The sequence below is a fragment of the Flavobacterium solisilvae genome, assembly GCF_012911605.1.
GTDB classification, from domain to species: Bacteria; Bacteroidota; Bacteroidia; order Flavobacteriales; family Flavobacteriaceae; genus Flavobacterium; species Flavobacterium solisilvae.
The window spans coordinates 12,459-36,722 of the sequence record NZ_JAAMPT010000199.1; the positions used below are offsets into that span (position 1 = coordinate 12,459).

Consider the following 24,264-nt stretch of genomic DNA (forward strand, 5'->3'; position numbering starts at 1 on the left):
AATAATTATTTGACTTCAAACCGACCGTCTTCAACAATTTTTTTTCTAACGGAAAGGCTTTGTCAATTATTTCTTTGTTGTTTTTTTTCTTGGTGTTGTTGTTTTCTTTTTTGTTGGTTTTGAACAAACTCCACAAGTTCCACCTTCTTTTGCGCAATGTTTACATCCTGAGCAGTTTTTGCACGCTGTACAATATTCTGAACCAGAACATCCTCGCGCTTCACAGTTATTTGCCAAGAGTGTTTTTGGTTCATTTTGAGGTGCTTTGTTACAGGAAGTAATAAATAGAATTATTAAAATAGTTAGTGCCTTTTTCATAATTGAATATTTTTAAGTTGTTGTTTTTAATTAATTATTCAAACCTAGTTAAGGCTTTTGAGAGTATTTTACGGAAATCCGTAATGAGGTGCTTTTTTTCTTTATCTTATGTTATAAACTAACCTGCTTAGGATTTAGTATTATGTTTGCAACAAGAACAGCCAATAATTTTGGCTGTTCTGATGTAAACGGATTTTTTCCTTAATATCCAGGTTCATATTATTCCTCAACTGGTGCTGCGACTGTATCAACAACAGTCTCATCCATATAGTTGTTTTCATAAGTAGTTGTATCAACTTCCTCTGTTTTTTTATCTTGGATTTTACTCTTGTAGTTAGATAAATCAAAGTTTTTGTTAAGAATGTATACAATAACATTTGAAGCATTCGTTCCTGTAACTATGACTTGATTATTGTTGTTTTTATATATAGCTGTGTAGTTTTCCTCTATAAATCCCTTTTTAACTAGGGTATAGTTTTTTAGTTTGTTTTCTATTGCTTTAGTTATTGTCTCGGTTTTGGAATTTGCTTTGTTTTTAAGTATTAAATTATAAACAAATGCATCAGGTTTGTTGTTCGTAATATAATAACTGTAAGTATTCAAATTTAAATCTTTGATTTTTCCAATAACTCCAAAGGCATATTCTGCGTTTTTATTAATTTCTTTTTTTTCTATTAAAACATTGACCTCACTATATTGATTAAAATCTGTATCAACTTTATTGAATTTGTTGGCTATTTCTTGAAATGTTGATGAAAATGATAGTCCTTCTGGATTGTTGAAATTTATTATATTAGTTATGGCATTAACATCTATATAATCTGTCTCAACTGAATTGTACATTGATTTTATTTTTCCATTATTGAATAAATAAATGGCAACATCAAATGCAATTTCATCGAACTGAGGATTAACAACATATTTTCCTTGTCTGTCAATTAATCCAAATTTATCCCCAGATTTTACTAATGCTAATTCATTCATAAAAGGGAATGCATGGTCAAATTGTGGATTAATAACAAACTTACCGTTTTTGTCTATATATCCATAAGTATCTCCACTTTTTACTGGAGTAATTTCATTATTATTGAAAATGCTGGCTTCATCAAATTGAGGATTTATAATAATTTTCCCATCTAAATCAGACCATCCAATTTTATTATCTTGTGAAATTAAAATTCTTTCTTTGTCTATATCAGCATAATCATATTGTGGGTTGATTATATATTTACCATCAGAATCAATAATTCCGACTTTTTCATCAAGCTTAACAACTGATTTACCGTTTGTAAAATCGTCTGCTCCGTCAAATTGATAGTTAATAACAATTTTACCCTCTTTATCAATATATCCCCATTTCCCATCTTTATTTTTTACAGCACATTTCCCATCTGAAAATCTTCTTACTTCGCTAAATTGAGGATTAATTGAGCGTTTTCCCTTTTCATCAACAAATCCCCATTTTACATTAGATGAGTCAGGCACTGAAAATGCAGCTAAACCTTCATAATAAAGTTCAACTTTCTCCGCACCATTCAACGAAAATAGTGTTTTGCCTTCTTTGTTAATAGCAGTTGGAGAACTATTTTCTTTGACTACCCATGCAATTCCATTACTAAAAATAGTAGCCTCTTTATATTCAGCATTAATAATAAACTTTCCTGTTTTATCGATAAATCCCCACTTACCATTTTCTCCAGTTGTTTTTACTAATGCTAGATCTTCATTAAAAATTGAAGCATAGCTGAACTGAGGATTAATTACTATTTTACCTTCTAAATCAAAATAACCATACTTATCCTTTAATTTATAAGGAATTAAATCTAATGTATTTTCATTGTCAAAGTAGCTACAACTACTCATAAAGATTATCAATAATAGATAAAAAGTTGCTTTCATAAAGTTTGATTTTTAAATTAAAAATCAAACTTAAGGAAGCTGTTTGAGAGTATTTTACGGGAATCCGTAATTGGGAGAAAAAAAAGAAAAAAAAGAGAAAAGAAAAAAGAAGTTGCTTCTCGATACAACTTTAACTAATAAAAATTAGCATTTTTACTAGTTAAAATCACTCGAAGAGACGGTTGATTGTGAGTTGAGAGTTGCTTCTCGATACAATTTTACCAACTAAAAATTGACATTTTAAGTTGGCAAAATCATTAGTAGTGACGGGAAGTGGTTTTAGGATTTAGGAATTACATTTTTTGATATCCTGCTTCGCCATTTCGTTTAAGTTTAACTTTATAATTTTCGCAATTATCACATCGGTAGCGGGATTGCCAAGTTAGTGTTAGTTCATGTACGCCTTGTGTTCTTCCTATTCTTGAGGTGTTTAAATCATAGGAATAGCCAAAGCTAAATTCACCTAATTTAAATGCCATTACTGGGTTTATGGAGGTAATGAGATGACTGTTGTCGCTTTTTGCCTGTGGATTGGTAGCTGCAATTAGTCCTAGACTAAATAATGGAAATTCTAATACGGTTCCAATGTCTAGTCGGTTGTATTGTGCTTGTTGCATGTAGTTGGCGGTGAGTAGCAGAGTTGTATCTTCGGGAATGAAAGCTGAAGGTGCATTTAGAAATTCAAAATAATAACCTCCATGTAGGGAAAGAAGCATGTCTAGCGGTGTGTTTCCGTTTTCTTTGAACGAGATGTCTGGTCGTGTTAAGTGCTTTACTGATGCTCCAAACCACGCATTTTCTTGGTCGACAACAAAACCTACACTCATATCAAAGAAACTTACTTTGTTTTCTAAACCTGCTAGGCCTGGATCTTGCGAAATTGGGTTTATGGAACCATCGTTTATATTGATTTGATCTTCGAGCAAAAGGTTTCGAAAGTTGAAGTCTTTTCTACCGTAGCCTACTTCTAGTCCGAAACGCATGCGCCAATCGTAATTTAAATCTATCCTGTAGGAGGTAGCTGTATTGATTTGAAAATAGTTGTAGTTGGTAAAAACCTCATTGTGGTTGAGAACGGTTACACCAAATCCTATTTGGTCGTGTATTAAATTGTTGAAAAAACCGAATTGGGTATCAATTTTTCTATTACCATCAGGCCATTGTCTACGATGAAGAATACCTGCATTCCATGTATTTGAAATTCCAGTGAAAGCCGGATTCATTTTTTCGGGCATTAAATAAAATTGGGTGATAACTGGATCTTGTGCTTGTACTTTATAAAAAGTGAAAGCGACTAGTATGAAGAGGATGCTTTTTAATTTCATGTTGTGGCTTTTACTTGATTAATACAAAAGTTTGATTTTGGTTTATAATACTTCCGTAGAATGTTTCGGCAGTTACTTTGCTGTAATAGTTTCCGTTTTCGGCATTTACTCCTTTTATTTTTCCATCCCAACCCAGGAGTACTTCTCCTTTTTCGGAATAGATTAATGAACCCCAAGTATCATAGATGTCGAGTTGGATGTTTTTCAGTGCTTTGGTAACAGGTTTGTAGGTGTCGTTTTTAGTATCGCCGTTGGGAGTGAACGCCGTTGGAACGACAAGAATATATCCTTTTTCTACGTTTATTTCAAGTTGTTGGGTGTACACACAACCGAAAGGATAAGTGACTGTTTGTGTTACGGTATAAGAATCTTTGACATTCAAATAGGTATGTATTGGATTGACTTCTGTTGAAAAAGTTCCATCGCCAAAATCCCAAAGGACTGAAATGTAATCGCCTGTTATGGTGCTTTCAAATTGTATAGGATCACCAATTGCAAACATACCATAGTTTATAATTCCTATTGATGTGGGTTCAAAGGAAGCTGTTCCAATGACAGGATTGTTCACGTCAACGGAAAAAGTAGTGGTACATCCAATAGCATCGGTTGCTGTTACAATTACTATTCCGTTTAATTGTGTGCTCATAATTTCATTATTAGTTCCGCTAATGTTTCCACTAGACCATTGATATTGGTATGGCGGAACACCACCAGATGCTTGTGCCACAAAACTTTGATTTACTATTCTAGTAGTACAATTTGTGTCGGTTTGAGTTGTTACGGCTATTTCAAGTGGTGCTGGTCTGATTAGTGTATATGTTTTAGATGTAGAACAACCATTGGCATCGGTAATTGTTACGCCATAATTTCCAGCTGTCACTCCTGATAAATCTTCGGTGGTTGCACCATTGGTCCAAAGGAAACTATAAGGTAGTGTTCCGCCTGCAATAATCAAATCGATAGAACCAGAACTTCCATTGGTGCAATCGAGCGGATTGATTACATTAGCTGATAATACAATTGCCGCTGGTTCAATTATGGTAAACGTTCTGGAAATAGTACAAGGTTTTGAGTCTGTAATTACTACGGAATATATTCCTGGAGGAAGATTGTTTCTTGTTGTTCCTGCTGTACTTCCATCACTCCAAACTAAATTTACTGGTGCAATTCCTCCAACAAAATTGAGATTAATACTTCCATCATTCGCTCCAAAACAAGAGATATTGGAGACTACTGGAGTAACGTCAAAGATTGGTGGACTTGGTATATTTATCGATACTACTTTTTGGCATCCTACATTATCAGTAACTGTTATCACATAATCTCCGGGAGAAAGATTAGTTAAATTTAAAGAGGTTGCCAAATGACTCCATTGGTATTGGTATGGCGCCACACCTCCCGAAATCGTTGCATTTAAGGTTGCGTTATTATCTCCATAACAAACTATTGGAGTTGTTACTACGTCTATAATTATTTCAGGCGATTGAGTTATTGTAACTCCTAAATTTTGAACACATCCCAAACTATCTGTCACTACAACTTCATATTGACCGGCAGGAATATTTGAGATATCTTCTGTTATCTCCCCATTTGACCAAGCATAAGAATAAGGAGCTGTACCGCCTGAAATATTTACATCAATGGCTCCTGTAGAAAAGCCGTAACAGTCTACATTGGTCTGATTGTTTAAAGTTACTTCAAGAATTGGAGGTTGTGTTATGGTAAACATCGCTGTCTTAGGCCCACAACTATTAGTATCTGTTACCAAAACCGTATAGTCTCCTGGCGGTAAATTATTAATGTCCTGAGTAGCAGAAGTAAATCCATTAGTACTTGTCCAAGTGTAAATATAGCTTCCTGTTCCTCCTGAAATTTCTATATCTATATTCCCATTATTACTTCCAAAACAGGTAATATCATTTTCAGTATTTAAAGAAATTTGTATGTCATCAGGTTCTGTAATTGTATAAGAGCCTGAAAACGGACAACCTCCTGCGTCATTAATGGTAACATTATATTGACCGGGTTGAATATTACTTATATTTGAGGCTGTTGATATAAATCCATTAGGTCCATTCCAATTTACTGTATAAGGTGCACCTGTTGAAAATGGAATTCCACCAGTAATATTTGTTGTAATAGAAGCATTATTTACTCCATAACAACTATTGTTTGTTACTACTACATTAGGATTAATCGCAGGATTAACTGTTACTGTCACCGAAAAACTATTTCCCACACAAGTTCCAGAAACCGGAGTTACAGTATAAGTTACTGTTGCAGGACTTGAGGTTGTATTAACAAGCACTTGGCTAATCTGAGTTTGAGGCATTGTTTCGGCTGAAGCTCCTGTAACTGCTCCTGCCGGAATAATGCTTGGCGTTGTCCAGATATAAGTTGTTCCCACAGGAATTATATTCCCTCCACCAGCAATAGGTGTTACTGTAAACGATGTTGTACTACAAATTGTGGTAGCTTCGTTTGAAATCACAGGGTTTTCATTAACTGTAACTACTTTAGCATCCGTTGTAATAACGGAACAACTTCCTGTTATAGCAGAAAAATTAATCACACAATAGTAATATGTTGTACCCGCTACTACTGTTGGCGGATTGTAAGTAGCTCCGTTTGCTCCGGCAATTAACGTTCCTCCAGAATTTGAGTTTAAAGCATTGGAGTACCACTGATAAGTAGGTGTTCCTATCCCATTATTTATTGTAAATGATAAAACTGTCGCCGATTGTCCTACACAAACAGTTGAGTCCTGCGGTTGAACAACAACTACAGGTGCTAAATTAACAACAACTATCGCAATTGAAGAAGTAACACTACATCCAACTCCATTAGGCTGTGTTACTATACAATAATAGTAAAAAGTACCTGCCACATCTGATGGTGGTAAATAAGTGTTACTTGTTGCTCCTGAAATAAGAACTCCTGTTGTTGTACTATTTGTTGTCGATTTATACCACTGGTAATTATAAAGAGTTCCAATTCCTCCGGAAACTAGCACTTCTAAGAGTGAAGGTGTTGTATTTTGACATAAAGATTGAGTGTTTATAGGCTGAGAAGTAACTATAGGATCTGCAATTACATTTATTTCGGCTACATCGCTTTTTATAGCTCCGCAACCGCTTCCTGAAAAAGCTATTTCAACATAATAATAGTATGCTCCCGGAACATTAAAAGTATTAGGTAAAAATGTTGATAATGTAGCTCCGGGAATTAAAGTTCCTCCTAAATTTGAAGCTGTATTATTCGAGTACCATTGATAACTTGGTGTTCCTGTACCACCTGTAAAGGAAACGCTTAATGGATTAGTGATGGTTGCTCCGACACAAATACTTTGCTGCGGTAATGGATTTTGATCTATTGTAGCAGAAGGGATTACATTAACCAAAGCTGTATTTGTAGCGATAGTAGCGCAATTTCCTGTTATGTTTGGAAAAGTTACCAAGCAGTAATAATACAAACTTCCTATATTAGTAGCCGGTGGTGTAAAAGTTGCATTAGTTTCTCCCGGTAAAAATGTTCCTGTTGTTGTATCATCATTTGTATTGGAATACCATTGAAAAGTTGGAGAACCACTTCCTGTTGACGGAGTAACACTCAATATTGATGGAGTACCGCCAACACAAACCGTACTTGATTGGGGCTGATTTATAATACTTGGAGATGTATTTACTATTACTGCTGCTGTTTGGCTGTTTACAGAACAACCGGGAGTAGATTGTGTTACTGTACAATAATAATATATTGTTCCTACAGTAGTGGTAGGCGGAACATAATTGGCTGTTGTTGCTCCTGAAATTAAAATTCCACCTGTATTAGAATTGGATGTATTGGAATACCATTGATACAAAAGAGTACCGTTGCCTCCTGAAGCTGTTACAGTTAATATTGTTGGTGTTGCTCCTTGGCATAAGGTTTGAGTAACTAAAGGTTGATTTGTAATGATTGGGTCAGTAAAAACATTAACCTGAGCAATATTACTTGTTGCAACTCCACATCCATTTCCTGATAAAGAAATTTCGACATAATAATAGTATGTTCCTGCTAAAGTATAAACCGGAGGTAAATAGGAAGCTGTTGTTGCTCCCGAAATAGTAGTTCCTCCTGTTGTAGTATTGTTGACATTTGAAAACCATTGGTATGTTGCCGTTCCTGCTCCTCCGATATAAGAAACTGAAAGAGCAGTAGGTAATGACACTCCTACACAAAGTTCCTGAGATATTAGAGGTTGCGTTACTATAGTTGGTAAAGGATTTACGGTTACCGATGCTACACTTGAAGTTAATCCTGAACATCCTCCAGAAGCTAATGAAATCACACAATAATAATACACAACACCAACAGTATTTGAAGGAGGCATATAGGAACTATTAACAGCTCCCGATATTGCTGTTCCTCCCACAGTAGAGTTAACCGTATTGGCATACCATTGATAAGACGGTGTTACCGAAGTGCTACTCAAAGCCACTGATAATAAAGTAGGATTACCGTCTAAACAAACTGTACTGGAAACTGGTTGTGTGGTAATTACTGGTGCAGGATTAACCGTAATTACATAATTTATCGGAGTTCCTACACAGTTATTAAATGATGGTGTAATTGTGTATGTTACTGTTCCATTTGTTGTATTTGTTGTGGTAATAGTTTGTGCCGGAATAGTACTTGAAGTTCCGGAAGTAACAAAACCTGTTACTCCAGTGGTTCCAACAGCAGTCCACGAAAATGTAGTTCCAGAAGGATTAGCTGTTAAAATAACAGGAGTCGTTTGGGAACCCGAACAAATTGTTTGGGATAAAGTTGTATTAGTAATTACGGGTGCTTCATTAACCGAGAATGTTTGAGAAGCGGTATTCGAAACTCCACACTCATTCGTTACTGTTAATAAAACAGTATATGAACCTGTTGAAGTATAACTTATAGTTCCCGGATTTAGAGTATTAGCCGTTGCCGGATTTCCGCCAGGAAAACTCCAAGCATAAGTAAGTGAACTTCCTGTTGGTGCACAAGAAGCTACTGTGGCAACAGGTGTGATGTTTGCTGTTCCACAGAAGTTGTTTATTGCAGCTATTGAAACCGTTGGTGGTTTTTTTACTGTTACTGTTTGGGAAGTTGTTGTACTTCCACAGGAATTTGTTGTGGTTAATGTAATCGTATAATTTCCCGGTTCCGTAAAATTAAAAGAAGCATTTTGAGTTGTTTGATTAGGAATTGGCGTAATTGATGTGCCACAATTTGTAGGTGCATAAGCAACAGACCATTGATATGATGGAGTTGCACATTGGTTTGCTAAGTTGGTAGTATTTGTTGTTGTGACTGCTAATGGCGTGCACCCAGAAGTTGTATTTAACGTGAATTGAGGTGTTAGTTGAGGTTCGATACAAATAGTTTGAATTTTAGTCGTAATTCCACAAAAATTTTGAGCAGTCAATGTTACAGTATAGGTTCCCGGAACAGTATAAGTATGATTTATATTTTGAGGAGCTGATGGCTGTGAAGTAATAATTGGAGAACCATCACCAAAATTCCATGTGTAAATAGCACTTTGCGAACAATTCTGACCATATCCTGAAACTGTAGTATTTGTAAATAAAACACTTGTATTAACACATGCAATAGTAGCCGATGAGAAATCTGCTAAAGGTTTAGTGAGTATTGATATATTACCTAGAGTAAAAGGTGTTGTACCACAAGCATTAGTTACATTTAATTTAACCTCAAAACTAGGTGTTGGACAACTGCTCGTTGTATAAATATGAGGAATTGGATAATTAGATGAACTTGAAGGATTTGAAGAGTTATAGAAACTAGAGCTATTTAATTGACCCTGAGTTAATAATAAAGTTTCTCCATCTCCATAATCTATACTATAAGTTGTATCAAGTGAATTACTTCCCCAATTTGATATAGAAAATTGTAAGTTTGATGTAGGTGCACATAAATTTTGAGTTGAACCAGGACTGTTCAATCCTCCTAGAGGGTTAGATACATTTTTTACTATATAAGTTTTTGAATTTGAACATCCATTATTACCATTAGCCGTAATAACCATAGAATATGCGCCTATTGTAGAATAAGTATGTGAAATTGGAAAAGAAATGTTACTTTGTAGATTTCCATCTCCCCAATTAATAGAATAAGATGTTACACAGTTGGAAATTGAAGTGTTGCCAACTGTTATTGAATAAACAGGGTTTGAAGATGCATTAGAACAGTTGCTAAATGGATCAAATGGAAAATTAACATCGGAAAAACTAATGTCTGGCTTCTGCTTAACTGTAATTATTTTAGTTTTTGTAACTGTACAACCTCCTCCTGTTACTGTTAAAGTTACTGTGAAATTTTGTGTTCCACATCCTAGAGCAACAAAAATATGTGATGGGTTTTGTGCAGTAGATATTGGTGTTGAATCTCCAAAATCCCAAGAGTAGGAATATGCTATTGTTCCTGTTACAGTTGAATTGAATTGTATCGAAGTGCCTGAACAAGTATTGTCATTTGTAAAAGTAAAATCTACGGTTGGTATTGCAGTTACAATAACAGTAGTATTTCCTGTTTGCAACTGAGTAGTATTTGTGCTATCTTGAACACTTACCAAAGAATACGTAAAAGTACCTGCTGTTCCAGTGGGAGCAGAAACTGTAACTGTATTTCCCGAAGTTGTCGCCACTGTCAGATCAGGTCCATTATTTATTTTATAAGTAAACGTATAAGGTGCTGTTCCGCCGCTTCCAGTGAAAGTGATTAGTGGACTGGCTGCGTTTTGGCAGACAGTTGTTCCTCCAGTAATCGTAGCGGCTGGCGCAAGTGGTGCGGTGTTTTCTTTTGCGTTTGCATTTATGACAGAGGATAGACAAAAAAATAGTAGTACGTATAGTTGCTTCATCCGTTTTATTTTAATTTGATATTTTTTAACAGTTCTAGGTGAATTATTTGACAAAATTGGTTAATTTATAGTTAATTACGAAATTATTTTGCTTTATTTCTTGTTGTTATAGGTTTTGTTTTGAATTCAAATTACAAATACCACCGGCAGGTTTCTAAATAATAGTCTTTGCCGATGGTATTGTTACCACAAATATTATTGACAAATATAAATTGTTGGTTTGGAAGTATTTTACGGGAAACCGTAATGGAAGAAAAAAGTTTGAAAAAAGAGAAAAGAAGCAAGAGAAAAGATAATAGAAATGGCTTCTCGATACAATTTTACAAACTAAAAATTGGCATTTTCAGTTTGTAAAATCACTCGAAGAGACGGAAGGACGTGACTATATAATGCCTAAATCTTTGGTGATGGCGATTAGATGGATGTTGTTGTTGGCTTTGAAGTAATCTTTTAGTTTGGCTACTCTTTTTTCGATGGTGGATTTGCTGTTGGGTGTAATGTTTAGGTGTTTGAAAAGGGTTTCCATTTCTTCTATGGCAACACCGTTTGCTAGATGAGAAAGCAAGGTAATGTCGTAATTGTCTATTTCTTTTGCTGTTTTGTCTTGTAATGCATGGGCTAGCTCGGGAGAAATGAAAGTTTTTCCATAGAGTAGTGTTTCGATGGCCGTTTTGAGTTGGCTGATGCTGTTTCTTCCTTTTTTTACGTAGCCATTTATTTGCGCTTCGTCAAAAAGTGTTTTGATGATATAGGGTTTGTCTTCTACGGAATAGACGATAACATTTATTTCGGGGTGGATTTTTTTGATGGCTTGAATAAGTTCTTCTCCTGACGCTATTTTTACTTCGCGATAGTCTTCTACAAAAGATAAATCGCTAATTAGCAAATCAAATGGTTGGTGGTCTTGTAGTGCTTTTTTGAATTTTAGAATGGCATCATCACAATATTTGGCATATTGTATTTCTTGAACTCCCAAATCTTTTAGTGTTTGTTCTACTGCTATATTGATACTGTCAAAATCTTCGGCTATTAGGACTTTTTTGTACATACTCTTTTAATTTGGGATGGTAATTTTTACTTTGAAACCTTTATTGGGTTCGGTATCAAATGTAATAGTTCCTTTTAGTGAATGAATACGGTTTTCCGCATTTTGAAGTCCATTTTTTAAATTTAACAAATTGGAGGTTCCAATTCCGTTGTCGGAATAGGTTGCTTCTATCCTATTTTTATCTGTTTTAATGCTGATTCCAACTAATGTACACTGACTATGTTTTTTCATATTGACCAATAATTCTTGGAACACTCTATGAATGGCTACTTTGATTTCTTTGGAAGTTTTTTGGTGCTGAAATCCATCTACATTTACGATCACATTTCTATCATCCGTGTTATAACTTGCCATCATGGCTTTTAGCTTTTCAAGGTAATTTTCCCCTGTATCAATATCTCTGTTTTCTCCCGATATGTTTCTAGTTCTAGAGTAGATAGTGTCTAAATTTTCCAACAAGGCTTCTTTGTTTAGTGGATTTTCCAAGTTTTGGGTTTCGGCAAAAGCTATGGCATTGTGCACATCATTGGCTAGTTCGTCATGAAGTCTTTTGGCAATTCGAGTTTCGGTTCTATAGGCTGTTTCTTCGATTTTTTTACGATTACTTATTTTAATTCTGTAATAAATAAAAATAGCCAGTCCAGTGAGTAGTACTATTCCAAGTATAAAATATTCTTTTAACTGCTTTTGTCTTTCAAGTTCTTTTGTTGCTTTTTTGGAATCAAACTTAATTTTTGCAAATTGGTTTTTGGCTATTTGTCTTGCTTTTGTTATGCTGTCTGACAAATGGATTTGTTGTAAGGCTAATTCTTTTGCTGTATTGGGTTCACTGTTTGCAATCATTATTTTTAACGCAATTAGTTCATCGTCAGGACTATTTGTTTTATGTGAAGCTTGATAGGCTTTGTTAGCAAATTCAAAAGCCAACTGTGAATTTTTCTTTTGGTAGTAATCTGCTAGATGAACATAAGAGGTTGCTAGCTCATAATAATCATTTATGCTATCTCTAATTTTTAAAGATTGGTTCAAATAATCGACAGCTTGGGGTTGGTTTAATTTAAATAATGCAAATCCAAGATTACTTAAATTTTTAGCATATTGTAATTTATTTACTATTAGCGAATCAACTGTAATAGTATTCAAAAGAATATCAGCAGCCTTTTTATATTGTCTTTTTTCTAAATATACTACTGCTATATTATTTTTAAAGATGCATTTATTGAGGTCGCTTAATGAATCGTTAAAACATTTGTTATAATAATTTAGAGCTTCTTCATAATTATGTTGCTCTTGATAAGCAATTCCTAATAAATTATAGATATAGGGCAAATACTTTGAATTTTCTACATTTTTATAGGCTTCTGTAACGGTACTTTCCATTTCGGAAAAATCACAAAAATGTTTTTGAATTGCTGCTAATTGAAGTAAGGCATATACTTTTTGGTCTGAGTTAATTGCTGTAATTTTTGCTTTTTCATAATAGAAATAAGCACTGTCATACTTTTGATCTGTCAGCCATTTTTCGGCGAAATTAATATTTACTTTATAATCTTGATTGGAAAATAAAGCTTCTTTTTGTTTCTTTTCATTACATGAAAGAAAAAGGGTTATTAATAAAAAAATCGGGAAACTTAACCTTTTGAGTATCATTTCCCGAAGTTATTTAATTTTCTTTTATAAAAAGAAAATTATAAAAAAAATTACGGTTTTGGTGGTTTTGGAACTCCAGTTTGACCTCCAGTTCCTCCACCGCTATCGTCATCACTTACTGTTTGATTAGCAACTGTATCTTCAATTGCATCTGCTGTACAAGATGTCAATGAAGCAAAAGACATCATAAAAAACGAGAATAAAATTATTTTTTTCATTGTAATAATCATTAAGAATTAAACATAATTGTGGCTGTTCGGGTTCTGCCCGAAAGCCATAGTCAGGGCAAATGCCTGAGCTTTTTTGAGTACTCGATTGTTTTTTTGGGAAGTGAAGTGTGTTGTTACAAAACCTTATTTTTTATACTTCCCGAACAAAAATTTCGGTTTTGTACAACAACACTTTTTTAGAACTAGTTTTGTACATTTGTTCTATCGCGACGTAGAACAAGAACTAATTCTGAGGCAAAGTAAAAGCGGTTTTTGTCCAGAATTGATAAGGATTTCCGATGTTTCCGATATTTCCGAAAAATTCTGTTTAATTCATTTTCAAGACATGAAATTATCTCATATTGATTATCCAAAAGCTATCAAAAACAAGTTAAAAGAAGCTTGTGATGGTGAGTTTTCTAGTTATCTTTTGGATCCGAAATTGACTAGTTTAAGAACTATTTGTGAAATTATTGTTGACAGAGAATTATCTAAAGCAGATGAGAATACGTTTCGATTGTTTTTTAATATTGCGAAAGAAGACGATTTAAAAAAAGGCATTCAGAAATTTGACATTGATCGTTTAAAACCAATACAATTTTTCATTAAACGAGAAAATTATAACGCTGGTGTTGAGTATCTGGAGATCTTAGCTATTATGGTTGATTTTAAACCAAGACCATTAAGTAATTTTATTAAAAATGATAGTTTAGACAGCCCAAAATCAGAGAAAACTACTGATGATAGGAAAAGCACTTTTTTTGAACCTAAAGAAGATGAAAAAGGTTTTTCTAGAAAAAAGAAAATTGGGTTTTGGATTTTAGGCTTTACTGTGATGCTTTTGGCGGGTTATGGAATAAAAGAACTTGTTGTGCCTGAAAAGCAATGCATGGTTTGGAAAGGTGATCATTATGAAAAAATAGATTGTCAGGATGAGAAATTGGGATTGATTCACGAAATTGTTATACCTTTTGATGAGAACGAATTTGAACTACGGAAAATTAAAGTTTGTGATACCACTACTTTTTTAAAAAATGGGAAAGCTATTGTTTGGTATGGTAAAAAAGATGGAGAAGTCACTTTTTTCAACCAAGATGGACGAAATCCAGAGAATGGTGATGAATTAAAAGAAATTACGACTTACATGATTAATAAATATGTTGGGGAATGTGACTAAATATGAACCTTAATTAGTTTTAAGTGAATTTTAAGTGAAGGGATTTTAACGGGTTGAAGACATTGCTGTTGTTGAGTTTTGATTGATTGGTCTTAATTTTTTGAACATAGTATAGAGTGAAATTCAAACGTTATAGTTGAGAATTGCATTTAAAGCACTTGTACAGCTGATAGGCTTTCTATAATTTTGTCCAGAATGAAAAAGTGGCTTATCCCATATTATCTTGTATTTAGTATTCTTTTAGGAGGATATTTTCAGCTTCATGCACGAACGCACGGTGAGTTGGTTCGTTCTATTAATGTGTCTAGTCTGGAGGTTTTAGACGAAACACCTACAGCAAATCAACATAATCATCACCATCAAGCGTTTGTTTATACTAATTCGTCATCTGCTCTTTTTTTTATAAAAACACTTTTTGAGACTATAGATACTGAAAGTGATGAGGAACATGAAAATGAAAAGAATACTTCAAAACAAAATAAGTTATCTGCTAAGAAGCTAATAAATCTAAACTTCAATAGCTATATAGCCAGTTTATTTTATTTAAAATCTTCCGAACTACAATGTGATTCTGTATTCGAAAAAAAAGTTCCTGTTTCTGCAGGTTTTGCTTCTTTTTCTTCTGATGAGCGATTGTATGTTATTTTTGAAAATATCAGGATTTGATTTTTTCGTGCGAATGCATTACTAATTAAGCCATTTATTGTAAGCTGTTTTGCTTAATGTGGCTCGTGTGCTATGGTCACACATTACGAAAAAAATAAAAATCATACGACTTTAACATCATGAACAAAATCCTGATAATAATGGGTTTGTGTTTGCTATTGAGCAATACAAGCTGTGAATCAAAAAAAGAAGAAAAAAGGGAAGAAGCCCACTTTTTGGTAACCAATCCAATAAAAAAAGATACTGCCATTACCAAAGAATATGTGGCTCAAATTAACTCTATTCAGCATATTGAATTGAGAGCTCAAGAAAGAGGTTATCTTGAAAAAATATTTGTAGATGAAGGACAACACGTAAAAAAAGGACAGTTGTTGTTTCAAATTATGCCCAAATTGTATGAAGCCGAAATGCAAAAAGCTAAGGCCGAAGCTGATTTTGCTGAAATTGAATATAAAAATACGGAAAGACTTGCTAAAAATAATGTCGTTGCCGCTAGTGAATTGTCTATGGCTAAAGCAAAGCTTGCCAAAGCTAAAGCTGAGTTGTCGTTGACCAATGTTCATTTGCAGTTTACTCAAATTAGAGCACCATTTGATGGAATTATCGATCGTTTCCACGTGAGATTGGGAAGTTTGATAGAGGAAGGCGACTTAATTACAAACCTTTCGGATAACTCTAAAATGTGGGTTTATTATAATGTTCCTGAGGCAGAATATCTTGATTATACTGCCAAAACTCAAGGTAATGTCAAGCCAAAAGTAAGTCTGTTGATGGCTAATAATAAAACATTTGATTATCCTGGAGTAGTTGAAACTATTGAAGGAGAATTCAATAACGAAACTGGAAATATTGCTTTTAGAGCTACTTTTCCTAATCCAAAAGGTTTGCTTAGACATGGTGAAACAGGAAATATCCAAATGGAAGTTGCTGTCAAGAATGCTATACTTATTCCACAGAAAGCCACTTTTGAAGTTTTGGATAAAAAATATGTTTATATTATTGATAGAAACAATACTGTTCAATCCAAGGAGATTGAAATTGTTGCCGAATTGCCCCATCTTTTTGCCGTAAAAGGATTGTCAATAGATGATAAAATACTCCTTGAAGGTCTTCGTCTTGTAAAAGAAAATGAAAAGATTGAGTATAAGCTGGAGAAACCAGCATATGTGATGTCACATCTAGAGTTATACGCAGAATAATCGAGAACTAAAAAATAAGGTATATGTTTAGTAAATTCATACATAGACCCGTATTTGCAATAGTAATTTCGATTATGATTGTATTTATGGGTATGTTGGCCATCAAGAAATTGCCAACTTCTCAATTCCCCGACATTGCTCCAACTACGGTAAATATATTTATAGCTTATCCTGGTTCAAGTGCCGATGTATTGGTGAAATCAACGTTGATTACACTTGAAAACGCCATAAATGGTGTTCAAGATATGCGGTACATGGCTACCGATGCTACTAGTGCTGGAGAAGCTACTTTGAGAATTATCTTCGAACCTGGAACCGATCCTAATCAGGCAGTAATTAGAGTTAAAACCAGAGTAGATCAGGTAATGCCATTGTTGCCCGAGCTGGTGCAAAAAGAAGGAATCGTTATTACGCCTATTCAGCCGAGTATGTTGATGTATGTCAATTTATATTCTAAAGGAAAAAGCATGGATGAAAAATTCCTTTATAATTATGCAAATGTGAAAATGCTTCCTGAGATTAACCGAATAAAAGGAGTAGCCAGGTCACAAATATTAGGAAGTAGAACTTATGCAATGCGTATTTGGTTAAATCCAGACCGAATGAGAGCTTATAACATTTCTACTGATGAAGTGATGAAAGCACTTGGTGAGCAAAGTATTGTTGGTCGTCCTGGACGTATTGGTCAAAGTTCGGGTATCAAAGCGCAGTCATTAGAATATGTTTTGACCTATAAAGGAAGATTTAGTGAACCCGAAGAATATGAAAATGTTATTATTCGTGCCAATACCAATGGCGAAAGTGTTCGATTAAAAGATATTGGTCGAGCTGAATTGGGCAGTGAGTTTTTTGATATCTATTCCAATCTTGACGGACATCCTTCGGCTTCTATTGTGTTGAAACAGAATTATGGTAGTAATGCTAATGATGTAATTAAGGAAGTAAAAGCCAAATTGGAAGAAATGAAACAAACATTTCCTCCGGGATTGGATTATAAAATTAGTTATGATGTGTCTAAATTTCTTGATGCTTCCATAGAGCAGGTTATTGATACGTTACGCGATGCTTTTATACTTGTAGCCTTGGTTGTATTTATTTTTCTTGGCGATTGGCGTTCCACCTTGATTCCGATACTTGCTGTTCCGGTTTCGTTAATTGGAGCTTTTTTCGTCATACAGTTTTTTGGAATTACAATCAATTTAGTGACGCTTTTTGCTTTAGTATTGGCTATTGGAATTGTGGTAGATGATGCAATAGTCGTCGTCGAGGCAGTACATGCCAAGTTTGAAGAATATCCCAATATCACGCCTTATCAAGCCGTTAAAAAAGTATTAGGAGAAATCAGCGGTGCAGTAATCGCTATTACAGCCGTAATGGTGTCGGTGTTTATTCCAATTTCATTCATGACTGGTCCTGTTGGAACTTTCTACCGTCAATTTTCCATCACGATGGCGAGTTCAATCGTTATTTCGGCATTGATTGCACTTACACTTACTCCGGTATTATGTGCTATGCTGTTGAAAAATCATCATGGACATGAAAGGAAAAAGAATCTGCTTACCAAAGCACTCGATCGTTTTAATAGTGGATTTGACAAATTAACGGGGAAATATGTAACGATACTAAAATCAATAGTTAGTAGAAGACTAGTCACATTTGGGATATTGTTGGCGTTTTGTGTAGGAACATTTTTTATGAATAAATCGTTGCCTTCTGGTTTTATTCCTAGTGAAGATCAAGGAACTATTTATGCCATTATCCAAACTCCACCGGGTTCAACTTTGGAAACAACCAATCAAGTTTCGCAGAAGCTATTGAAAATTTGTGAACATGTTGATGGTGTAGAATCGGTTTCTTCTCTTGCGGGTTATGAAATTATGACTGAAGGTCGTGGTTCCAACGCAGGTACTTGTTTAATCAATCTTAAAGATTGGTCAGAGCGTCATCATGGTGTAACCGAAATTATGGAAGAATTGGAAGAAAAAACAAAAGGTCTTGGTGCAAAAATCGAGTTTTTTGAACCGCCGGCAATTCCAGGTTTTGGTTCTTCGGGTGGTTTTTCTATGCGTTTGTTAGACAAGAATACAACCGTTAATTATAAGGATTTTGATAAAATAAATAAAGATTTTATGAATGCCTTAGGAAAACGTAAAGAACTTACCGGTTTGTTTTCCTTTTTTGCTGCCGATTATCCTCAATATGAATTGGTTATCGATAATCAGTTGGCGATGCAAAAAGGAGTTTCAATAGGCAAAGCCATGGATAATTTGGACATTCTTATAGGTAGTACTTACGAGCAAGGCTTTATTAAATTTGAACGTTTTTTCAAGGTTTATGTTCAATCTGATCCTAAATTTAGAAGATTGCCTTCGGATGTTCTTAATCTTTATATTAAAAATGATCACGGAGAAATGGTGCCGTATTCGGCATTTATGAAATTGGTAAAAACACAAGGTCCAAATGAAATTACCCGCTATAATATGTACAATTCGGCAGCCATACAAGGACTTCCGGCTAAAGGTTATACAACTGCTGATGCCATACAAGCCGTTCGTGAAGTAGCCAAAGTATCATTGCCTAAAGGATATGATATTGCTTGGGAAGGTCTTTCATTTGATGAAGCCAATAAAGGAAATGAGTCTATTTACATCTTTTTGATTGTACTTTCTTTTGTGTATTTTGTTTTAGCGGCTCAATATGAAAGTTTTATCATTCCGTTTGCGGTAGTGTTGTCATTACCGGTTGGTATTTTTGGTTCGTTCTTTTTGCTTAAAATAATGGGATTACAAAATGACATTTATGCACAAATCGGACTTATTATGCTTGTTGGTTTGCTCGGTAAAAATGCGGTATTGATTGTTGAATTTGCCGTTCTCAAGCGGCACGAAGGAATGTCGATATTGGAAGCTGCTATTGAAGGAGCCAAAGTACGTTTCCGACCTATTCTTATGACCTCTTTTGCTTTTATTGCCGGATTGATTCCGTTGATGATTGCAACAGGTGCAGGCGCAATTGGTAATAGAACATTGGGTTCTGCAGCGCTTGGAGGTATGTTGTTCGGGACAGTTTTTGGAGTAATTATTGTACCGGGATTGTATTTTATTTTTGGTTCGATTGCCGACGGTAGAAAACTGATAAAAGGAGAAGAAGATAGCTCGCTTTCAGAAGAATTTGCACATAGCATGGTTAATTTTACTAATACAGAAGAAGATGAATAATACGTTTAAAAAGATAGTAGCGATTTGTATCGTAATCGCATTTGCAGGTTGTAAAACTCCTTCTGTAATTCAAAGGAATGAGAACAAAGAAGTTCCGGATTCTTTTGTTTCAAGTGAAACAATCAAAGATACCATCAATTCGGGAAAAATAAAGTGGAAAGATTATTTTAACGATCCAAAACTTGTTGCGCTTATTGAAACGGCACTTGCCAATAATCAGGAGTTGAATATTACAATGCAGGAAATTGAAATAAGCCGAAATGAAATCAGAGCCAGAAAAGGAGAATATCTTCCTTTTGTAGGGTTGAAAGGTTCGGCAGGTGTTGATAAAGTTTCGCGTTTTACTAATATCGGTGCCATGGAAGCTACTACTGAAATTAAACCTGGAAAGGAAATGCCAGAACCGCTTCAGGATTATATGTTGGGAGCTTATGCTACTTGGGAACTTGATATTTGGAACAAACTTCATAATGCAAAAAAAGCAGCTGTAAGTCGATACCTTTCAAGTGTTGAAGGCAAAAATTTTATGATGACCAATTTGATTGCAGAAATAGCCGACTCTTATTATGAGTTAATGGCATTGGATAATCAATTGGCAATAGTAGAGCAGAATAGTAGTATTCAGGAAAATGCTTTTAAAATTGTTAAGTTGCAAAAAGAGTCTGCAAGGGCAAATGAATTGGCAGTTAAACGATTTGAAGCGCAGTTGTTGAATACCCAAAGTCTTCAATATTCTATTCGTCAAAAGATTACCGAAACAGAGAATAAAATCAATTTTCTTGTTGGACGGTTTCCTCAGTCAGTGGATAGAAGTACCACAGCTTTTGTTGAGTTAATGCCTAATGCTATTCATGCTGGTATTCCTTCTCAGTTGTTGGAAAATCGTCCAGATGTTAAACAAGCTGAATTCGAGTTGGCTGCGGCAAAACTTGATGTAAAGTCTGCAAAAGCTAGATTTTATCCTTCATTAGGAATTTCGGCAGGAGTAGGTTATCGTGCTTTTAATCCTAGTTATGTTTTTAAGCCGGAATCATTATTATATTCTTTAGCAGGAGATTTAACGGCTCCACTAATCAATAGGAACGCTATTAAAGCAGCGTATTACAATGCTAATGCAAAACAATTGCAAGCGGTTTATAATTATGAACGTACTATTTTGAATGCTTATATAGAAGTTGCCAATCAAGTGGCAAAAATTGATAATATGCAAAAGAATTTTGCCCTGAAATCAAAGCAGGTTGAAGCGTTAAATCAATCTGTGAGTATTTCCAATGATTTGTTTATCTCTACAAGAGCTGATTATATGGAAGTGTTGATGACACAACGTGATGCACTTGAGTCTAAATTTGATTTGATAGAGAGTAAAATGGCTCAAATGAATGCTATGGTAAATATTTATCGTGCTTTGGGCGGAGGATGGAATTGATTTTCCTGTTTTGTTTTTTGTTAAAAAGGCTGTCTTTTTGAGACAGCCTTTTATTTTAAATATATTCTAAAGTTCTTTCTAAAGCCATGCCGCGTGAACCTTTTATTAATATAGTGTTGTTTCGCCAGTTTTTATTTTCAAGTGCGTTTGAAAACTGTTCAAAATTTTCATAGAAATGGAAGTTTGAGTTTTCGATTTTATTTTTGAAAAAATCTTTACCAACAAAATAGCATTCCAACGAATTGTTTTCGGATATAAAATCAACTATATATTTATGTTCAGCAAGACTTTCTTCTCCCAATTCATACATATCGCCTAGAATGGCAACTTTATTTTTGTTTTCTAATTGTATAAAATTTTCTAAAGCTACTTTCATGCTGCTTGGATTTGCATTATAAGCATCCAAAATGATTTCGTTAGAGTTTTTAGTTATCAACTGTGAACGATTGTTTTCGGGAATGTAGCTTTCAATTGCTTCTTTTATCTCTGAAGCTGAAATGCCAAAATGATTTCCAATGGTTATCGCTGCATTAATGTTGTTCGCATTGTATAAACCAATTAAATGTGACTTGATTTCGGTATTTAAGGTTTTAATTTTGACAAAAGGATTTGCACTAACTTCATTGATGAATACATTTGCAGAAATATCTTTTTGACTAAAGGTTATTCTGTTGAAATCAGTTGTTTTGTCATTTTGAATAGCATCATCTACGTTTACAAAAACCGTTTTATTATGCGTTTTCAAATGAGAGTACATTTCACTTTTGCCTTTGATAACTCCTTCAACGCCACCAAAACCTTCCAGATGTGCTTTTCCAAAATTGGTAATATAGCCATAATCAGGTTTGGCAATTTCGCATAGAAATTCGATTTCTTTTTGATGATTGGCACCCATTTCTACAATCCCGATTTCAGTTTCTTTGGAAAATGAAAGTAATGTCAGAGGAACGCCAATGTGATTATTAAGATTTCCTTTGGTAGCTTTGGTATTAAATTTTTTTGCCAATACAATGTAAATTAATTCTTTGGTCGTAGTCTTTCCATTACTTCCGGTTAAAGCTACAATTGGAATTTTTAGAAATTCTCGGTGATAGGTTGCTAGTTGTTGTAAAGCAGTTAAGCTATTTTCTACAAGAATTGTTTTGTCGCTAACAGCATAGGTTGGATTATCAATGATTACATATTTTGCTCCTTTTACCAAAGCTTCTTCGGCAAAGGTATTGGCATCAAAGTTTTCTCCTTTTAAAGCAACAAACATGCTGTTGTTCTCAATTTTACGAGTATCGGTTGAGATGGAGTTGCATTCTAAAAACAAGCGGTGAATTTCGGCTATAGTCATTTTATATAAATGATAAAAACAATAAAAGCCCTAAAATTAGGGCTTTTATATAGTGTGAAACAAATATTATCTTTTATTTCTAGCTGATTTTTTCTTATCAGCTTTTGGACCAACTCTTGACATTGCACATCTAAAACCAATGTAATCAGTAGCAATATCTTGAGGGAAATATCTTCTTTGAGCTGGGTCTAACCAATACGCTCTATCTCTCCAAGAACCACCTTTGTAAACTCTTACATCATCATTTACAAGCGTTGTTCTTTTGTTAGACTTGTCATATTTTCTAACCATTGAACCTAAACTATCCACAGAAACATTGTGTTTTGGAGAGTCGTACATTCTTTGGTTGTCGTTTAATTTTCCTTTTTCGTCTCCTTCTTCAGAACTTCCAAATTTGAAATAACGGCTTGATTGTTTGTCACCATCTCTGTAATTTCTGTTGTCAGATTTGTCAAAGTTTTGTCTTAAATATGTTTCGTTTTCGTCAACTGGCACTTGAGCAATTTCTCCAGGGAAGTTCCTTGCGATAATCTTACCGTTTGATAAAGTGTCAAATTTTTGATTTTCAGCAGTAACAAGTTCTACTTTTCCGTCTTCACCAATTTTGTTTTTCATGTAAACGTTTCCTCTGTAATAGTTGAAATCGTTTGCTTCATCATCAACAATTGGTCTATAAACGTCAGCAACCCATTCAGCTACGTTTCCTGCCATATCATACAAACCGAAATCGTTTGGCGGATATGATTTTACTTTATTAGTGATGTCAGCACCATCGTCAGACCAACCTGCAATACCACCGTAGTCACCTTTTCCTTGTTTGAAGTTAGCCAATTGATCACCTCTAACTTGTCTTTTTCCAGAACGCGTGTAGCTTCCAGACCAAGGGTATTTCTTTTGTCCTTTGTAGATATTGTATTCTCTTTGACCTACATCAGCAGCAGCAGCATATTCCCATTCAGCTTCAGTTGGAAGTCTATAATCAGGTAAAATTAAACCTGAGCTTCTTGTTGCATATACGTTTTTAGGATCATTTCCACCAGTTGGTTGTGCATTTGCTGCACCATCAGTTGAACCAGAAGATTTTTTAGCCGCGCCTCTACCTTTACCTCTTTGTAATACAATTTCAGAGTCACCACCAACAGCTTGATTAGGAACTGCTAAATAAGTTTGTGTACTAAATACTTTTCCAGCTTCAGTGTTGGTTACTTTAGCGTCTTTTTTCAAATATCTTTGTTCTTCAAGAATTTTTTCGTTTACACGATCGGTTCTCCATCTTGAAAATTCAGTTGCTTGTATCCAGTTAACACCAACTACAGGATATTCTCCATAAGCAGGATGTCTTAAATAGTTTTCGGTCATCGTTTCGTTATATCCTAAACGATTTCTCCATACTAGTGTATCTGGTGATGCACCTTCATAGATGTTTTTGTAGTTTTCTTGATCTGGTGGATAAACTCTTTTTAACCAATCAAGATATTCCATATACATCATGTTGGTAACCTCAGTTTCATCCATGTAAAAAGATTGAACGTGCTGTTGATTTGGAGTGTTGTTCCAATCGTGCATTACGTCATCTTGTACTTTACCCATGGTAAAAGTTCCACCTTCTACTAAAACAAGTCCTGGACCAGTTGCTTGTTTTTTAAATTTTGAGGCATACTGAAAACCACCTTTTTTGTCGTTGATTTTCCATCCAGTAGCTTTTGAACCACCTTTTGAATCAGATTTTTTGCTACAAGATGCAATACTGATTGTTAATGCTAACAATAGTAGTAGTCTAGTATTCATAACTTTATTTACTTTCATACTTTTAGTAGGTAACTATTTCGTGGCGCAATTTAAGAATTAACCTTTAATTTGCAACATCTTTTTTAAATTAATACTAAATTCGCTCT

The 24,264-nt window shown here is 34.5% G+C and carries 14 protein-coding genes; 5 read left to right on the plus strand and 9 right to left on the minus strand.

Annotated features, from left to right (window positions below; translation table 11 throughout):
• Positions 1–62 precede the first annotated feature (62 nt).
• The 7 genes from G6042_RS03545 to G6042_RS03575 all read right to left on the minus strand — a co-directional run bounded on the left by G6042_RS03545 (position 63) and on the right by G6042_RS03575 (position 13,353).
• Entirely contained in the window at positions 63–254 is a 192-nt protein-coding gene (locus tag G6042_RS03545; RefSeq protein ID WP_169522934.1) for a hypothetical protein, read from the minus strand.
• A gap of 283 nt (positions 255–537) precedes the next feature.
• Positions 538–2,217, minus strand: coding sequence for a WG repeat-containing protein (locus G6042_RS03550; RefSeq protein WP_169522935.1), 1,680 nt, complete (start codon positions 2,215–2,217; stop codon positions 538–540).
• Between the two features lie 293 nt (positions 2,218–2,510).
• Positions 2,511–3,542: a PorP/SprF family type IX secretion system membrane protein gene (locus G6042_RS03555; RefSeq protein WP_169522936.1), complete on the minus strand. Its 1,032-nt coding sequence runs from the start codon at positions 3,540–3,542 to the stop codon at positions 2,511–2,513.
• A gap of 10 nt (positions 3,543–3,552) precedes the next feature.
• Positions 3,553–10,437 (minus strand): PKD domain-containing protein, encoded by a 6,885-nt coding sequence (locus tag G6042_RS03560; protein ID WP_169522937.1) that lies wholly within the window; start codon positions 10,435–10,437, stop codon positions 3,553–3,555.
• 382 nt (positions 10,438–10,819) lie between these two features.
• Positions 10,820–11,485 carry a response regulator gene (locus tag G6042_RS03565; RefSeq protein WP_169522938.1) on the minus strand — a complete coding sequence of 222 codons (666 nt, stop codon included), beginning with the start codon at positions 11,483–11,485 and terminating at the stop codon, positions 10,820–10,822.
• Positions 11,486–11,491: 6 nt separating this feature from the next.
• Positions 11,492–13,135: a tetratricopeptide repeat-containing sensor histidine kinase gene (locus G6042_RS03570; RefSeq protein WP_169522939.1), complete on the minus strand. Its 1,644-nt coding sequence runs from the start codon at positions 13,133–13,135 to the stop codon at positions 11,492–11,494.
• Between the two features lie 50 nt (positions 13,136–13,185).
• Positions 13,186–13,353: a hypothetical protein gene (locus G6042_RS03575; protein WP_169522940.1), complete on the minus strand. Its 168-nt coding sequence runs from the start codon at positions 13,351–13,353 to the stop codon at positions 13,186–13,188.
• 337 nt (positions 13,354–13,690) lie between these two features.
• Between G6042_RS03575 and G6042_RS03580 the strand changes: the two genes are divergently transcribed.
• The 5 genes from G6042_RS03580 to G6042_RS03600 all read left to right on the plus strand — a co-directional run bounded on the left by G6042_RS03580 (position 13,691) and on the right by G6042_RS03600 (position 21,030).
• Positions 13,691–14,521 (plus strand): hypothetical protein, encoded by an 831-nt coding sequence (locus tag G6042_RS03580; RefSeq protein ID WP_211161627.1) that lies wholly within the window; start codon positions 13,691–13,693, stop codon positions 14,519–14,521.
• A gap of 195 nt (positions 14,522–14,716) precedes the next feature.
• Positions 14,717–15,187 (plus strand): hypothetical protein, encoded by a 471-nt coding sequence (locus G6042_RS03585; RefSeq protein WP_169522942.1) that lies wholly within the window; start codon positions 14,717–14,719, stop codon positions 15,185–15,187.
• Between the two features lie 119 nt (positions 15,188–15,306).
• Complete coding sequence (locus G6042_RS03590) at positions 15,307–16,386, plus strand: efflux RND transporter periplasmic adaptor subunit (RefSeq protein WP_169522943.1); 1,080 nt, start codon at positions 15,307–15,309, stop codon at positions 16,384–16,386.
• Positions 16,387–16,409: 23 nt separating this feature from the next.
• The gene (locus G6042_RS03595; RefSeq protein WP_169522944.1) at positions 16,410–19,604 is read left to right on the plus strand and encodes an efflux RND transporter permease subunit; all 3,195 of its coding nucleotides are present in this window, start codon (positions 16,410–16,412) and stop codon (positions 19,602–19,604) included.
• Positions 19,597–21,030 (plus strand): TolC family protein, encoded by a 1,434-nt coding sequence (locus tag G6042_RS03600; RefSeq protein WP_169522945.1) that lies wholly within the window; start codon positions 19,597–19,599, stop codon positions 21,028–21,030. Before G6042_RS03595 ends, G6042_RS03600 begins: the two co-directional genes overlap by 8 nt.
• 55 nt (positions 21,031–21,085) lie before the next feature.
• Here G6042_RS03600 and G6042_RS03605 read toward each other — a convergent pair whose 3' ends face one another.
• Together G6042_RS03605 and gldJ are read right to left on the minus strand one after the other, a co-directional pair.
• Complete coding sequence (locus G6042_RS03605; RefSeq protein WP_169522946.1) at positions 21,086–22,369, minus strand: UDP-N-acetylmuramoyl-tripeptide--D-alanyl-D-alanine ligase; 1,284 nt, start codon at positions 22,367–22,369, stop codon at positions 21,086–21,088.
• Positions 22,370–22,435: 66 nt separating this feature from the next.
• Entirely contained in the window at positions 22,436–24,175 is a 1,740-nt protein-coding gene (gene gldJ, locus G6042_RS03610; RefSeq protein WP_169522947.1) for a gliding motility lipoprotein GldJ, read from the minus strand.
• Positions 24,176–24,264 lie beyond the last annotated feature (89 nt).

Excerpts from the sequence above, each read along its gene's own strand:
- G6042_RS03560 (WP_169522937.1), bottom strand. The coding sequence starts at position 10,437 with ATGAAGCAACTATACGTACTACTATTTTTTTGTCTATCCTCTGTCATA.
- G6042_RS03550 (WP_169522935.1), bottom strand. The coding sequence starts at position 2,217 with ATGAAAGCAACTTTTTATCTATTATTGATAATCTTTATGAGTAGTTGT.
- G6042_RS03580 (WP_211161627.1), top strand. The coding sequence starts at position 13,691 with ATGAAATTATCTCATATTGATTATCCAAAAGCTATCAAAAACAAGTTA.
- G6042_RS03595 (WP_169522944.1), top strand. The coding sequence starts at position 16,410 with ATGTTTAGTAAATTCATACATAGACCCGTATTTGCAATAGTAATTTCG.
- G6042_RS03605 (WP_169522946.1), bottom strand. The coding sequence starts at position 22,369 with ATGACTATAGCCGAAATTCACCGCTTGTTTTTAGAATGCAACTCCATC.
- G6042_RS03555 (WP_169522936.1), bottom strand. The coding sequence starts at position 3,542 with ATGAAATTAAAAAGCATCCTCTTCATACTAGTCGCTTTCACTTTTTAT.
- G6042_RS03565 (WP_169522938.1), bottom strand. The coding sequence starts at position 11,485 with ATGTACAAAAAAGTCCTAATAGCCGAAGATTTTGACAGTATCAATATA.
- G6042_RS03575 (WP_169522940.1), bottom strand. The coding sequence starts at position 13,353 with ATGAAAAAAATAATTTTATTCTCGTTTTTTATGATGTCTTTTGCTTCA.
- G6042_RS03600 (WP_169522945.1), top strand. The coding sequence starts at position 19,597 with ATGAATAATACGTTTAAAAAGATAGTAGCGATTTGTATCGTAATCGCA.
- G6042_RS03585 (WP_169522942.1), top strand. The coding sequence starts at position 14,717 with ATGAAAAAGTGGCTTATCCCATATTATCTTGTATTTAGTATTCTTTTA.
- gldJ (WP_169522947.1), bottom strand. The coding sequence starts at position 24,175 with ATGAAAGTAAATAAAGTTATGAATACTAGACTACTACTATTGTTAGCA.
- G6042_RS03590 (WP_169522943.1), top strand. The coding sequence starts at position 15,307 with ATGAACAAAATCCTGATAATAATGGGTTTGTGTTTGCTATTGAGCAAT.
- G6042_RS03570 (WP_169522939.1), bottom strand. The coding sequence starts at position 13,135 with ATGATACTCAAAAGGTTAAGTTTCCCGATTTTTTTATTAATAACCCTT.
- G6042_RS03545 (WP_169522934.1), bottom strand. The coding sequence starts at position 254 with ATGAACCAAAAACACTCTTGGCAAATAACTGTGAAGCGCGAGGATGTT.